This window comes from Duganella sp. AC917, from assembly GCF_979258245.1.
On the sequence record NZ_OZ409848.1, the window covers coordinates 5,395,477 to 5,408,236 of the forward strand.

Sequence of the window (12,760 nt, forward strand, 5' to 3'; positions counted from 1 at the left end):
GAAGGAATTTCTGTGAAACGTCATCTCGTAAGTGCATTGATGCTGAGCCTGATCGCAGGCTTGGCCGGCGCCGCGGACACCACCAAAAGTGCGACTCCCGCCAAGTCCACCGCCAATGCCGCCGCAGCCACCCACACCATGGCCTCCGGCATCGCCACCGAATACATCGACCCGGCCGTGCGCGCGCAGGACGACCTGTTCACCCACATGAACGGTAAATGGCTGGCCACCACCGAAATTCCGGCCGACAAGGCCAGCTGGGGCAGCTTCGCGAAACTGCGCGACGATATCCAGCCGCAACTGCGCGCCATCATCGAAGGCGCCGCCAACCAGCAGAACAAGGCCGCCGGTTCCGACGCCCAGCGCATCGGCGACTTCTACGCCAGCTTCATGGACGAGGCCAGGCTGGAGCAGTTGGGCGCGAAACCGCTCAAGGCCGAGCTCGACCGTATCGCAGCCGTCGGCGACAAGAAGCAGTTGCCCGAGCTGATCGCGCACCTCAACCAGATCGGTGTGAGCGCGCCCTACGCCTTCGGCATCCACCAGGACAACAAGGATTCGACCAAGTACGTGGCCGACCTGTTCCAGACCGGCCTGGGCCTGCCCGACCGCGATTACTACCTGAAAGCGGACGACGCCAAGCTGGCCGACGCGCTGGCCAAGTACGAGCTACACGTCGGCAAAATGCTGACCCTGGCCGGCGACGCCCACGGCGCCGTCACCGCGCACGGCATCGTCGAGTTCGAAAAAGAACTGGCCAGGCTGCAATGGACCAAGGTCGAGCTGCGCGATCCGATCAAGGCCTACAACAAGGTCGAGGTGGCCAAGCTGGGCGCGACCGCGCCGGGCTACGACTGGAACGCCTACCTGACCGCCGCCGGCATCACCGGCAAGGCCAGCTATGTCATCGTCAGCCAGCCGAGCTATCTGAAAGGCATGACGGCGCTGCTGGAGAAGACCCCGCTCGACACGCTGAAAGCCTACTTCCACTGGCAGACCGTGCGCGCCTTCGCGCCTTACCTGAGCAAAGCCTATGTGGACGAGAACTTCTCCTTCTACGGCACCGTGCTGAGCGGCGTGACCGAGCAGCGTCCGCGCTGGAAGCGTGGCGTGTCGGTGGCCGAGGGCGCGCTGGGCGAGGCGGTCGGCAAGTTGTACGTCGAGCAGCATTTCCCGGCCGACCGCAAGGCCCGCATGGAAGCGCTGGTCAAGAACCTGCTGGCGTCGTACAAGACCAGCATCGACAAGCTTGACTGGATGAGCCCGGTCACCAAGAAGCAGGCGCAAACCAAGCTGGCCAAGTTCACCACCAAGATCGGCTATCCGAACAAGTGGCGAGATTATTCGAAGCTGGAAGTGTCGAAGGACGACCTGGTGGGCAACGTCATCCGTTCGACGCAGTTCGAATACAACAAGGAATTGAACAAGCTGGGCAAGCCGATCGACCGCGACGAGTGGGGCATGACGCCGCAAACCGTCAACGCCTATTACAACCCGGAGATGAACGAGATCGTGTTCCCGGCCGCCATCCTGCAGGCGCCGTTCTTTAACGCCGACGCCGACGACGCGGTCAACTACGGCGCCATCGGCGGCGTGATCGGCCACGAGATCAGCCACGGCTTCGACGACCAGGGCGCCCAGTACGACGGCGACGGCAACCTGCGCGACTGGTGGACCAAGGCCGACCACAAGAACTTCGCGGCCAAGACCAAGATGCTGGTCAAGCAGTACAGCGAGTTCAGCCCGCTGCCGGGCTACAACGTCAACGGCGAGCTGACGCTGGGCGAAAACATCGCCGACAACAGCGGCATTGCGATCGCCTACAAGGCCTACAAGCTGTCGTTGAACGGCAAGCCGGCGCCGGTGATCGACGGCCTGAGCGGCGACCAGCGCTTCTACATGGGCTTTGCGCAAGTATGGCGCATGAAGATGCGCGAAGCGGCGCAGATCCAGCAGATCAAGACCGATCCGCACTCGCCGGGCCAGTACCGCGCCAACGGTACGATGCGCAACCAGCCGGGCTTCTACGATGCGTTCGGCGTCAAACCGGGCGACAAGATGTACCTGCCGCCTAAAGACCGCGTCATCATGTGGTAAGACGCAGGCAAAAAAAATCCCTCGCCGTGGCGGGGGATTTTTTTTCGCCGGTGCGTTCCGGTCACAGCTTGTTGGTCGATACCGGCTTGCCCTTTTGAACCTTGGTCAGATACACCGTGCTCAGGCCCTGATGGTCGGTGGGGCTGAAGGCGATGTCCAGTCCGCCGAGGTGGACGTTCAGTTTTTCCATCGCAGCCAGGAAGCTGGCGCGCGTCAGATCGGGTCCGGTTTTCTTCAGCGCCTCGACCAGCGCCACGGCGTTGATGTAGCCCTCCAGCGAGGTGTAGTCGCCGTCGTTGACACCGGCCGCTTTCATGTCGGCGCGGTATTGCTTAACGATGGGAATCGATTCATCGAACGGCGACGGCACCACCTGCGTGATGTAGACGCCCTCGGCGGCGTCACCGGCCGCCTTGATGAAGTTGGCGGTGCCGACGAACGACAGGTTGAAGAACTTCGGCTTGAAGCCGGCGGCGGCTGCCTTCTGCACGAACGCGGCGCAGGCTTTGTAGGTGCCCACCATCAGCACCGCTTCCGGTTTGGCGGCGATCAGCGCGGCCAGGCCGGCGTCGACGTCTTCGGTGTTGCGCTGGTAAAAGCCCTCGCCGGCCATTGTCATCTTGCGTTTTTGCAGCGAGATCTGCAGGCCTTCCTTGCCGACCTTGCCGTAGGTGTCTTCCTGGTAGAACAGGCCGATTTTGGTGACGCCGGCATCGGTGACCAGCCGCTCGACCTGCAATTCGATTTCGTTGAAGTACGAGGCGCGGATGTTGAAGACGTTTTTGTTCAGCGGCGTGCGCAGGAATTCGGCGCCGGTGAACGGTGCGAAGAACGGGATATTGGCTTCGTTGACCAGCGACATCGCGGCCTTGCTGGTCGGCGTGCCGACATAGCCGAACAGCGCAAACACGCCGTCTTTCTTGATCAGCTTGTCGGTGGCGGCGGCGGTGCGCGGCGGATCGTAGCCATCGTCCTCGCTGAGCAGCGTGATCTTGCGGCCGTTGACGCCGCCGGCGGCGTTGACCTTTTTGAAGTAGGCCTCGCTGCCGGCCTTGATGCCCAGGCCCAGGCCGGCGGTCGGGCCCGATTGGGCATTGGCCATGCCGATCTTGATTTCAGTGGCGGTGACGCCGGATTCGGCCGAGGCGGTCGATACCAGCGATGACAACAGCAAGCCCAGCGCGGCGGCAAACAATTTGTTTTTCATATTATTGCTTTCATAGTATGCCGGTGCGCCGGCTGTCCGAAATCAAATAATTGCCCAACAAAAACTGTCATCCAACCTTATCCCTTTGCTTGCCGCATGACAAGGCCGGTTTTGCAACGCGTGGCTTGCCGGGTGGGAGTCGCGGGAGCTTCAGGTACTGATAAACTGGCGGTTCTACTCCTTAGGAAAGCCGTCTTCATGCGTCTGCGTTACCTTGCACCGATATTTTTTCCACTGTTGCTCAGCGGCTGCGGTGAGTCCTATACCCCTGGCAACCTTTACATGGCGACCACGCCGGAGTGCAAGACGTGGCAGGACGGGTCGCGCTTTGAACTGCCGCGCGGCATGAGTGTGGCGACCACGCCGCCGGTGATGTTGCCGGACGGCGGCGCCGAGTTCACTTTCGTGTACATCATTCCGCGCGGCGAGCGTGCGCGTTTCCTCTCGCGCGACTACAACGTCACCGCGCCGAAGGGGCCCGTGTTGCACAAGGCAGAGCTGGTCACGTTGTACCAGCGCACCACCAATTCGCGGCCGGAGATCGTCGATTCGATTCCCAGGGTGCCGGACATGTTCGTCGCCAGCGCGGCCGGCGAGGAAACGCTGTGGCGGGTGCGCGTGCGGGTCAAGGAAAAGCTGCCGGAGCGCTTCGACATCGTTTCGCCCGCGTTCGAAATCGGGCTGAAGGAATATCCGATGCGCACCTTCACCTACCGCTATTTCCCGGAGCGTAAAGCGTTAGGACTGTGCAGCTAGCCAGGCTTACACACCGTTTGCTTCATACGACGCCAACAATTTTCTGATTTCTTCCATCACGTGGCGGGCATCGGACGCGTGCGACGGAATTGGCTCGGGCTCGCTGTCCGGGCTTCGCCCATGCAGGGTTGCGGAACGGACGAAGGCTACCTCCAGACCGAAAAAGGCGCCAATGCGATTCAACGTGCCAACCGTTGGATTTCCCGTTGCCCCTTCGATCTCCTTGATCACTTTGGTGCTGACCCCGCGATGCGCCGCGAATCCGGCCTGGGTCAGACCGGAGATGGCGCGCATTTCCTTCACGGCATCCTGCAGGCTGATACCACCGCGTGCAACGGCCTCATAAAGTTGCACGCGGCGGTGTCGGAGTTGGTCCTTGCCGGCCTTTTTTCTGGATTGCGTCATGATGGTTCCAACGTTTGTAGTTGCTGAATTTGCCCTGCAATGTGCGGCTGGAGGAACGCTGTGATATCGTCGTCAACGCCGGCGTCTTTCATGTGCTGGTCCAGCGCGCTCATTTGTTTTCCGAAGCGATGCAGCGCCAATCTAATGAGGGCGCGCTCCTCATCGCGGATCTGCAGCGCGTCCAGAACCTGGCGCCATTGGTGCAATTCCTGTCTGCTGCCGGGCTGGTACCAGCGAGCCGCGCGGGCGATACCGGCCGGGTCCAGGTACATCGGCGCGAAATCGAAGAGCGGCGTCAGGCGGATCGCGCCGTCGAGCACTTGCACAGCGGTGTTGCGCGCGTGATTGTCGGTGTTGCGCATTGCTAGGTTCAAGATGTCGCGTTTTAGAAACTCGATGGTTTCGCCGGTTGGGTCGGTTACTACGGTCCTGATCGCGTTTAACAGCTCGAACTGGCTTGGCGTGTTGTCGAAGCCGACGATGCCGGCTAGCGACGCTGCGCTTTCTTGATGCAGACGTTGCACTTTGCCATGACGGACAAGACGGTCGAATCTCGGGATGAAAAGGGTGTCATCGAGATAGCGTGGCGTACCGAGGGTACGCAGGCCCATACTGGCGGCGACCTTCATGTAAGCTGCTTCGTTCCTGAGCACTTTATGGTCGACATCGGTTTTACCACGTGCGCGTTTGACAATGAAGTGCTCGGACGCCTGGCAGTCCGGCAGAGCCGCATCGGCATGCCACGAGCCCTGCTGGTCGGTGGTGAGCAGATATTTGGGCGCGGCGCCTTGCACACCGAGGCTGCCGGTCGTGAGCATGGCGTGGATCAGCATGTCCTCGCTAAACGCCGCGCCGCGCCCGACGATGTCCTCCGTTGAAAATCCTTTGAGCGGGCCTCCGATGTCATGCCTGACGACGTGGCTTTGGTAGTACGAGGCCGCTTCGGCTACGCGCACCCGACCGATTGGATTGAACGCCCCCGCACACATCAACGGAAAGTCGGCGGCCGCGTTGTCGGCAAGTTGCAGTTCGCCGAGCAAGTATTGTCTGCCACCGCCCTGCGGAATTAAATCGAAGAGGAAGGCAGGCCATTGCTTGAGCGTGTGCATTTCAGCGCTGACGGGAAAACACAGCGATATTGGTTCGGCGCCGGACTTGAACGCGTAGTCGAGATCGTATTCGAAGATCGCTGGCTTGCGCGGATTGCCGCCTGCGGGGGCGATCAATGTCACCTGGGCGCAATCAATCCAGCCATCGTTTTGAAAAATTTGGAAATGACACTCCATATCGGCTTCCCGGCAACCTTTTAGGGACTTATTATAAGCCGATGGTCATAAAAATAGACCATATAAGTACCAAACGGGATTGGGTGGGAAGTGACTGAGTGCGGCAATCCGCACGGTGTTGGGTTAAGAAGTGCGGGTTTCCGCGCCGGATGGCCGTGGCTGTGTTGCAAAATCTTTAGAAATCAATGGGTTATCGTCGGCACGCAGTCTGGCACGGAAGCTGCAATGTCTCCTCTAACAACAACCACAATGGAGACACGCAATGCCAAAATCCCTGCCCAAATTCCGTCTGCTCGCCCTGACCGCCGCCTTCGCCTTCGCCTCCACGGCGCAAGCGCAGGAAGTGGTCCGCCTCGGCAACCTCAAGTTCGCCCACTACGGCGCGGTCTCTTACATCAAGGAAATCGCGCCCAAGTGTGGCCTCAAGGTCGAGGAACACGTCTTCGCCAAAGGCCCGGACGTCATGCAAGCCATCCTGGCCGGCGAGCTCGACGTCGGCGCCACCGCGTCCGAAGCGGCCATTTCCGGCCGTGCCAACGGCGCGCCGATCTACGTCGTGGCCGGCTTCGCCAAAGGCGGCGCCCGCCTGGTCGCCCGTCCCAACGAAGGCATCAAATCGATCAAGGATTTGAAAGGCAAGAAAGTCGGCGTCACGCGCGGCGGCATCCACGAAGTGCTGCTGATCGCCGAACTGGCGCAGGCCGGCCTGACCTCGTCCGACCGCCCGGGCAAGGACGTGCAGCTGGTTTTCCTCGCCTTCGCCGACCTGAACCAGGCGTTGATGGGCAAGAACCTCGACGCCATCATGCAGAGCGAGCCGCAATCGTCGCAGGCGATCAACAAGGGCTACGGCGTCGAAGTGATGAAGCCGTACGACACCGCCATCGGCGAGCCGGTGCGCACCCTGGTGATGAGCGAGAAGTTCTACAACGAGAAGCGTCCGCTGGCGCAGAAGTTCATGAACTGCTTCGTCCAGGCGACCAAGACGTTCATCGACAACCAGGCCGTGGCCGAGAAATACGTGCGCGAGTCGATGTTCAAGAACCAGATCACGGCGGACGATTTCAAGGACGCGATCAGTAATTCGCCGTACAGCTACGACGTCACCGCCGAGCACATCCAGATCACCACCGACATCATGCTCAAGACCGGCGTCGGCCGCATGAGCAAGCCGCCGGTGGCCAAGGATTGGGTCAAGACCGATCTGCTGGATGCATCGAAGAAAAACCTCGGCATCAAATAACACGACAAAGCAGGAGACACCATGAACAAACAAGACTGGCGCCAGAGCGCCACCGGGGCGGTGGTCCCGATTCTGATCGTCGTGCTGTGGCAGGCCAGCGCCATGCTCGGCTGGGTCAATCCGCAAGTGCTACCGTCGCCGGTGGCGGTGGTCAGCAAATGGATCGAGTATCTGTTGCCATTGACTGCGTACGATCCGGCCGCGAGCTCCTGGCTGAGCTGGGCGCTGTCCGGCGAACTGCTGGGCGACACCCTGAGCAGCCTGTACCGCGTGGTGGTGGGCTTTGCCGTCGGCGCCGGCCTGGCCCTGCCGCTGGGTCTGATGATGGGGGCGAGCCAGCGCATGTATGCCTGGCTCAATCCGCTGATGCAGGTGCTGCGTCCGATTCCGCCGATCGCATATATCCCGCTGGCGATCCTGTGGTTCGGCCTGGGCAACGCGCCGGCGGTGTTCCTGATCGCGCTCGGCGCTTTCTTCCCGGTGCTGGTCAACACCATCGCCGGCGTGCGTCAGGTCGACGGCATCTACATCCGCGCCGCCCGCAACCTGGGCGTCAACCAGCGCACGATGTTCATCCGCGTAATGCTGCCGGCGGCCGTGCCGTACATCCTGTCGGGCGTGCGCATCGGCATCGGTACCGCTTTCATCGTCGTGATCGTCTCGGAGATGATCGCCGTGAACAACGGCCTCGGCTTCCGCATCCTCGAGGCGCGCGAGTACTTCTGGTCCGACAAAATTATCGCCGGCATGATCAGCATCGGGCTGCTGGGCCTGATCATCGACGTGGGCATGAACAAACTCAACAACCATTTGCTGCGGTGGCACCGTGGTCTGGAGAACTAAGATGAACGCTACGCATATTCAAGTCAGCGGTGTCCACAAGGTGTTCAAGACCGACAGCCGCGAAGTCGTCGCGCTCAAGGAAATCAATCTCGATATTCCGCAGGGCCAGTTCGTCTGTCTGCTGGGGCCGTCCGGCTGCGGCAAGTCGACCTTGCTGAACGCGGTCGCCGGCTTCTCGCTGCCCTCGTCCGGCACCATCACCGCCGACGGCAAGCTGGTCACCGGTCCGGGACCGGAGCGCGGCATGGTGTTCCAGGAATACGCGCTGTTCCCGTGGATGACGGTGGAAAAGAACATCGCCTTCGGCCTGGAGATCAAAGGCATGGACCCGTCCGCGATCACCGCCAAGGTCGATGAATTGCTGGCGATGCTGTCGCTGAGCGATTTCCGTCACCGCTTCCCGAAAGACTTGTCGGGCGGCATGCGCCAGCGCGTCGCGATCGCGCGCGTGCTGGCGCTGGACTCGCCGATCATGCTGATGGACGAGCCGTTCGGCGCGCTTGACGCGCTGACGCGCCGCAATCTGCAAGACGAGCTGCTGCGCATCTGGGCCGAGTTGAAGAAAACCATCATCTTCGTCACCCACAGCATCGAAGAGGCGATTTACCTGGCCGACCGCATCGTGGTGATGACGTATCGTCCCGGCACCGTCAAGCGTGACATGCTGGTCGATCTGCCGCGCCTGCGCGATCCGGCCGCCGCCGAGTTCAACGCCCTCAAGCGCGAACTGGGCCAGCTGGTCATGGAAGAACAGCAGCGCCACCACAACGACGAGATGCGGATGGCAGCGGTCGATTGAGTGCGACGGGGCCGGACACTTTCGCGGGCCGGCCCCGGTTCGCTGGCTTACAGTAGAATCTGCCGATGCGCGCCAAAAAATCCCTGCTCTTGCTGTTCGCGTCGATCTGCGCGATGGCTGTCGTCGCCGCTTCGTATCAGGCCGGCACGTCGCGCGCCCGCGACGACCTGCGGCTGCAGGGCCAGCGGCAATTGCAGCTGATGGCGCCGGACCTGCAATCGCTGCTGCAAAAGTACGAGACGCTGCCGTTCGTGCTCGGCTTCCAGCCCGATCTGATCGAAGCGCTGGCGAACCCGTCCGACGTGCGCGCGATCAGCCGCCTCAACAGCACCTTGAAAACCATCCAGCAACAGGCCAACGTCGGCGCCATTTATGTGATGGACCGCGACGGCCTGACCCTCGGCGCCAGCAACTGGGACCAGCCGCTGGGCTTTGTCGGCAAAAACTTTTCCTACCGTCCGTATTTCGACGCCGCGCTCAAGGGCAGGGCGGGGCGCTTTTACGGCATCGGCACCAGCACCACCGAGGCCGGCTACTTCATCGCCCAGCCGGTCTATGGCAACGGCAGCGCCGGCGGGCCGGTCACCGGCGTGGTGGCCGTCAAGATCAGCCTGGCCGACTTCGAACGCACCTGGCGCAGCAGCGACGACGCCATCGTGCTGGCCGACCGCAGCGGCGTCATTTTCCTCAGCAACCGTCCCGACTGGATCTACCGCAGCCTGACCCCGCTCGACGCGGCCACCGAGCGCCAGCTGGCGCATACCCAGCAATACATGGGCAAGACCGTCACGCCGCTGAGCGGCCAGCCGGACCTGTTCGTCACGCAAGCGGTGGGCCAGCTGGGCTGGCAGCTGATGCTGTTCCCGGGACAGTCGCGGGTGTTGCGCGCCGGGCTGCAATGGGCGCTGGCGGCCGGCTTGCTGCTGGCGTGCGCCGCGCTGTCCGGCTGGGCGTCGCATCAGCGCCGGCGCCGGCTGGAGGAGCGGCTGGCCTCGCGCGCCGCGCTGCAAAAGGCCGAACTGGAGCTGAACGACAAGATCGTCGAACGCACGCAACAGCTACGCACCACCAACCAGCATCTGGAAAACAAGTACGCCAAGCTCAAGGAAACGGAACACCTGCTGCGCTCGACGCAAAACGAGCTGGTGCAAGCGGGCAAGCTGGCGATGCTGGGGCAGATGGCGACAGGCATCACCCATGAACTGAACCAGCCGCTTGCCGCAATTCGCGCCTTTGCCGACAACGCCCGCGTGTTCCTCGAGCGCGGGCAGGGCGAACACGTCGCCGGCAATCTCGGCCACATCAGCGAGGCGAGCGCGCGCATGGGCGCCATCATCGGCCAGCTCAAGGGCTTCGCGCGCAAGGATGAGACCCTCGGCACGGTCGAGCTGGCGACATCGGTGCGGGCCTCGGCCTTCCTGCTCGAGAGCGAATTCCGGCGCCACAACGTCGCCCTCGATATCGACGTTGGCGTGGAAAACCTGAAAGTGACCGGCGACAGCGTGCGCATCGAACAAGTGTTGATCAACCTGTTGCGCAACGCGCTCGACGCGGTCGAGAACGCCGAGCGTCGCGCGGTCGCGATCCGTCTGGCGCGCGACGGCGGCAGCGCGCTGGTCAGCATCAGCGACAGCGGCGAAGGCATACCGGAACAGGTCGTCGCGCATCTGTTCGAACCGTTTTTCACTACGAAGCCATCCGGCAAGGGCCTGGGCTTGGGGCTGGCGATCTCATCGTCTATCGTCCAGGCGATGAACGGCCAGCTGACGGCGCATAACCAGACCGACGGCGGCGCGCGCTTCGAGCTGCGGCTGCCTTTACAATAACAAGGAGCATGACGTGCAGGCCATCCTGATCGAAGACGAAGCCGCGCTGCGCCTGGCCACCAGCCAGACGCTGGAACTGGGCGGCTTCAGCGTGCAAGCCTGCGCCAGCGCGGAGCAGGCGCAGGCGCTGTTGCGCGCGGACTACGCCGGCGTCATCGTCACCGACGTGCGCCTCCCGGGCCGATCCGGCCTGGAGGTGCTGGCGCAAATCGCCGCGCTCGACGCCGAACTGCCGGTCATCGTCGTCACCGGCCATGGCGATGTCGAGATGGCGGTGGCCGCCATGCGCGGCGGCGCCTATGACTTCATCGAAAAACCCTTTGCCAGCGGCCGCCTGCTGGAAGCGGTGCGGCGCGCGCAGGAGCGGCGCCGGCTGGTGCTGGAAAACCGCAACCTGCGCACCGAGCGCGCGCTGCATCCGGACCTGCCCGATCTGATCGGGCGTTCCGACGCCATCGAACAACTGAAGGTCCTGGTGCGCAACGTCGCGCCAGCTGGCGTGGACGTGCTGATCAACGGCCAGACCGGCACCGGCAAGGAAGTCGTGGCCCGCCTGCTGCACGCGGCCAGCGGACGCAAGGGCAACTTCGTCGCCATCAACTGCGGCGCGCTGCCGGAATCGGTGTTTGAGAGCGAGATCTTCGGCCACGAGGCCGGCGCCTTTACCGGCGCGCAGAAGCGCCGCGTCGGCAAGCTCGAGTTCGCGCAGGGCGGCACCGTGTTCCTCGACGAAATCGAAAGCATGCCGATGGCGCTGCAGGTCAAGCTGCTGCGCGTGCTGCAGGAGCGCAAGCTCGAACGCCTCGGCGGCAACGACTCGGTCGCGCTGGACTGCACGATTGTCGCCGCCACCAAGGTCGACCTGTTGCAGTTAAGCGCGCAGGGCCTGTTCCGGGAGGATTTGTACTACCGCATCGGCGTTGTCGGCATCGACTTGCCGCGACTGCGCGACCGGCGCGAGGACATTCCGCTGCTGCTGGCCCACTTCACCGCCGATGCCGCCGCCCGCTACCGCCGTCCTGTGCCGGCCTGGAGCCCGCAGCAGATGGCGCAGTGGCAAGCCGAGGACTGGCCGGGCAATGTCCGCGAACTGCGCAATTTCGCCGAACGGCTGGTGCTGGGCATCGTCGCCGTGCCCGGGAATGCACCGGTCGCTGAGGCGGGCGGCGCCATGTCGCTGCCGCAACAGGTCGACCATCACGAGCGCGAGTTGATCGTCCAGGCGCTGGCCGCCGTTGATGGCAATGTCGGCCTGGCGGCCGATAACCTGCTGGTGCCGCGCAAGACGCTGTACGACAAGCTCAAAAAATATCAGATCGGCACCGGCCGCAAATAGTTTTGGACGTAAAAAAACCGGCCATGCAGACCGGTTTTTGTGGATTGCGGCGTGCCGCTTATTTAGGATTGGCCGGATCGACGGTTTTTTCCGGTCCCGGAGCTGCCGCTGGCGCTGCCGGCACTTCAGGTTCCTTGAACTTGGCGCCGCCCTGGTTGGCCATGAAGACCACGGCGCGTGCCACTTCCACATCGTCCAGGTCGGGATTGCCGCCCTTGGCGGGCATCGCGCGCAAGCCTTCGATCGCGTGTTTGACGATGGTGTCGTAGCCTTGCGCAATGCGGGCCGCCCAGCTGCCGGCATCGCCGACTTTAGGCGCACCGGCCACACCGGCGCCGTGGCAGGCCGCGCAGGTGGAGGTGTAGACGGCTTCGCCCGACTGCAGCACCTTGGGCGCGTTCACGTCCTTGAAGGTGAAGCCGGCATCGGCGACGGGGGAGAGGCGAGCGGCGATTTCTTCCGGTGCCTGGCTGTTGGAGCCGGCGCCGGTCAATTTATCTTCCGTGACGTACTTGACCAGCAGGACGATGCCTAAGACGGTGACTAGTAAAAAGCCGACCACAGCAGCAGCAAGCTGTTTGGGTGTTCTGATTGCGGATTCGTGTTCGTTATGTACGTCGCTCATGATTTCCTTAACAGACTAATGTCGAGCCGGGGTGGCGTGCGAAAACTGATCAAGCAGCTGCCTTGCAAAACCTTCACCAAACGGGCGATTATAGACTCAAAAATCCCGGTATGGAAACGCAAAGGTGCTCAAAACGACACTTTGCATGGACGGGAAGCGATAAAAACGGTATCCTACGGCACACTTCAAAAAATCCCCCTACGCGGCTGTAGCTCAGTGGATAGAGTATTGGCCTCCGAAGCCAAGGGTCGTGGGTTCGATCCCCGCCAGCCGCACCACAATTCCCTATCTAAATCAAACAGTTAACCGCTGCATTGCCTAGCAATGTGATGCGTTA

General features: G+C 62.4%; 11 protein-coding genes and 1 tRNA gene. 8 read left to right on the forward strand and 4 right to left on the reverse strand.

The window, feature by feature from the left end; genetic code table 11:
• Positions 1-39: 39 nt before the first annotated feature.
• Positions 40-2,097: a M13 family metallopeptidase gene (locus tag ACZ0BA_RS23575; RefSeq protein WP_463454820.1), complete on the forward strand. Its 2,058-nt coding sequence runs from the start codon at positions 40-42 to the stop codon at positions 2,095-2,097.
• Positions 2,098-2,158: 61 nt separating this feature from the next.
• Here the strand turns inward: ACZ0BA_RS23575 and ACZ0BA_RS23580 are convergent, their stop codons facing one another.
• Positions 2,159-3,304 (reverse strand): ABC transporter substrate-binding protein, encoded by a 1,146-nt coding sequence (locus tag ACZ0BA_RS23580; RefSeq protein WP_463453577.1) that lies wholly within the window; start codon positions 3,302-3,304, stop codon positions 2,159-2,161.
• Between the two features lie 282 nt (positions 3,305-3,586).
• Between ACZ0BA_RS23580 and ACZ0BA_RS23585 the strand changes: the two genes are divergently transcribed.
• Positions 3,587-4,060, forward strand: a complete 474-nt coding sequence (locus ACZ0BA_RS23585; RefSeq protein WP_463453578.1) for a hypothetical protein — start codon at positions 3,587-3,589, stop codon at positions 4,058-4,060.
• A 6-nt stretch (positions 4,061-4,066) separates the two neighbouring features.
• Here ACZ0BA_RS23585 and ACZ0BA_RS23590 read toward each other — a convergent pair whose 3' ends face one another.
• Positions 4,067-4,465, reverse strand: coding sequence for a helix-turn-helix domain-containing protein (locus tag ACZ0BA_RS23590; protein WP_463453579.1), 399 nt, complete (start codon positions 4,463-4,465; stop codon positions 4,067-4,069).
• Positions 4,462-5,751 (reverse strand): type II toxin-antitoxin system HipA family toxin, encoded by a 1,290-nt coding sequence (locus ACZ0BA_RS23595; protein WP_463453580.1) that lies wholly within the window; start codon positions 5,749-5,751, stop codon positions 4,462-4,464. The genes ACZ0BA_RS23590 and ACZ0BA_RS23595 overlap by 4 nt, the downstream gene beginning before the upstream one ends.
• A 262-nt stretch (positions 5,752-6,013) precedes the next feature.
• Between ACZ0BA_RS23595 and ACZ0BA_RS23600 the strand changes: the two genes are divergently transcribed.
• The 5 genes from ACZ0BA_RS23600 to ACZ0BA_RS23620 all read left to right on the forward strand — a co-directional run bounded on the left by ACZ0BA_RS23600 (position 6,014) and on the right by ACZ0BA_RS23620 (position 11,798).
• Complete coding sequence (locus ACZ0BA_RS23600) at positions 6,014-6,994, forward strand: ABC transporter substrate-binding protein (RefSeq protein ID WP_463453581.1); 981 nt, start codon at positions 6,014-6,016, stop codon at positions 6,992-6,994.
• A gap of 21 nt (positions 6,995-7,015) precedes the next feature.
• Positions 7,016-7,837 carry an ABC transporter permease gene (locus ACZ0BA_RS23605; protein WP_463453582.1) on the forward strand — a complete coding sequence of 274 codons (822 nt, stop codon included), beginning with the start codon at positions 7,016-7,018 and terminating at the stop codon, positions 7,835-7,837.
• 1 nt (position 7,838) lies between these two features.
• A complete protein-coding gene (locus tag ACZ0BA_RS23610; RefSeq protein WP_463453583.1) occupies positions 7,839-8,636 on the forward strand; it encodes an ABC transporter ATP-binding protein in 798 nt (265 codons plus the stop codon).
• 65 nt (positions 8,637-8,701) lie between these two features.
• Positions 8,702-10,462: a sensor histidine kinase gene (locus tag ACZ0BA_RS23615; protein WP_463453584.1), complete on the forward strand. Its 1,761-nt coding sequence runs from the start codon at positions 8,702-8,704 to the stop codon at positions 10,460-10,462.
• 13 nt (positions 10,463-10,475) lie between these two features.
• Positions 10,476-11,798: a sigma-54-dependent transcriptional regulator gene (locus ACZ0BA_RS23620; protein WP_463453585.1), complete on the forward strand. Its 1,323-nt coding sequence runs from the start codon at positions 10,476-10,478 to the stop codon at positions 11,796-11,798.
• Positions 11,799-11,856: 58 nt separating this feature from the next.
• Here ACZ0BA_RS23620 and ACZ0BA_RS23625 read toward each other — a convergent pair whose 3' ends face one another.
• On the reverse strand, positions 11,857-12,423 hold the full coding sequence (locus ACZ0BA_RS23625) for a c-type cytochrome (RefSeq protein ID WP_463453586.1): 567 nt from the start codon (positions 12,421-12,423) through the stop codon (positions 11,857-11,859).
• 202 nt (positions 12,424-12,625) lie between these two features.
• Between ACZ0BA_RS23625 and ACZ0BA_RS23630 the strand changes: the two genes are divergently transcribed.
• Positions 12,626-12,701: transfer RNA gene (locus tag ACZ0BA_RS23630), tRNA-Arg, on the forward strand.
• Positions 12,702-12,760: the final 59 nt, after the last annotated feature.

Coding starts and splice junctions, on each gene's coding strand:
- ACZ0BA_RS23575 (WP_463454820.1), top strand. CDS start 40: ATGCTGAGCCTGATCGCAGGCTTGGCCGGCGCCGCGGACACCACCAAA.
- ACZ0BA_RS23580 (WP_463453577.1), bottom strand. CDS start 3,304: ATGAAAAACAAATTGTTTGCCGCCGCGCTGGGCTTGCTGTTGTCATCG.
- ACZ0BA_RS23585 (WP_463453578.1), top strand. CDS start 3,587: ATGGCGACCACGCCGGAGTGCAAGACGTGGCAGGACGGGTCGCGCTTT.
- ACZ0BA_RS23590 (WP_463453579.1), bottom strand. CDS start 4,465: ATGACGCAATCCAGAAAAAAGGCCGGCAAGGACCAACTCCGACACCGC.
- ACZ0BA_RS23595 (WP_463453580.1), bottom strand. CDS start 5,751: ATGGAGTGTCATTTCCAAATTTTTCAAAACGATGGCTGGATTGATTGC.
- ACZ0BA_RS23600 (WP_463453581.1), top strand. CDS start 6,014: ATGCCAAAATCCCTGCCCAAATTCCGTCTGCTCGCCCTGACCGCCGCC.
- ACZ0BA_RS23605 (WP_463453582.1), top strand. CDS start 7,016: ATGAACAAACAAGACTGGCGCCAGAGCGCCACCGGGGCGGTGGTCCCG.
- ACZ0BA_RS23610 (WP_463453583.1), top strand. CDS start 7,839: ATGAACGCTACGCATATTCAAGTCAGCGGTGTCCACAAGGTGTTCAAG.
- ACZ0BA_RS23615 (WP_463453584.1), top strand. CDS start 8,702: ATGCGCGCCAAAAAATCCCTGCTCTTGCTGTTCGCGTCGATCTGCGCG.
- ACZ0BA_RS23625 (WP_463453586.1), bottom strand. CDS start 12,423: ATGAGCGACGTACATAACGAACACGAATCCGCAATCAGAACACCCAAA.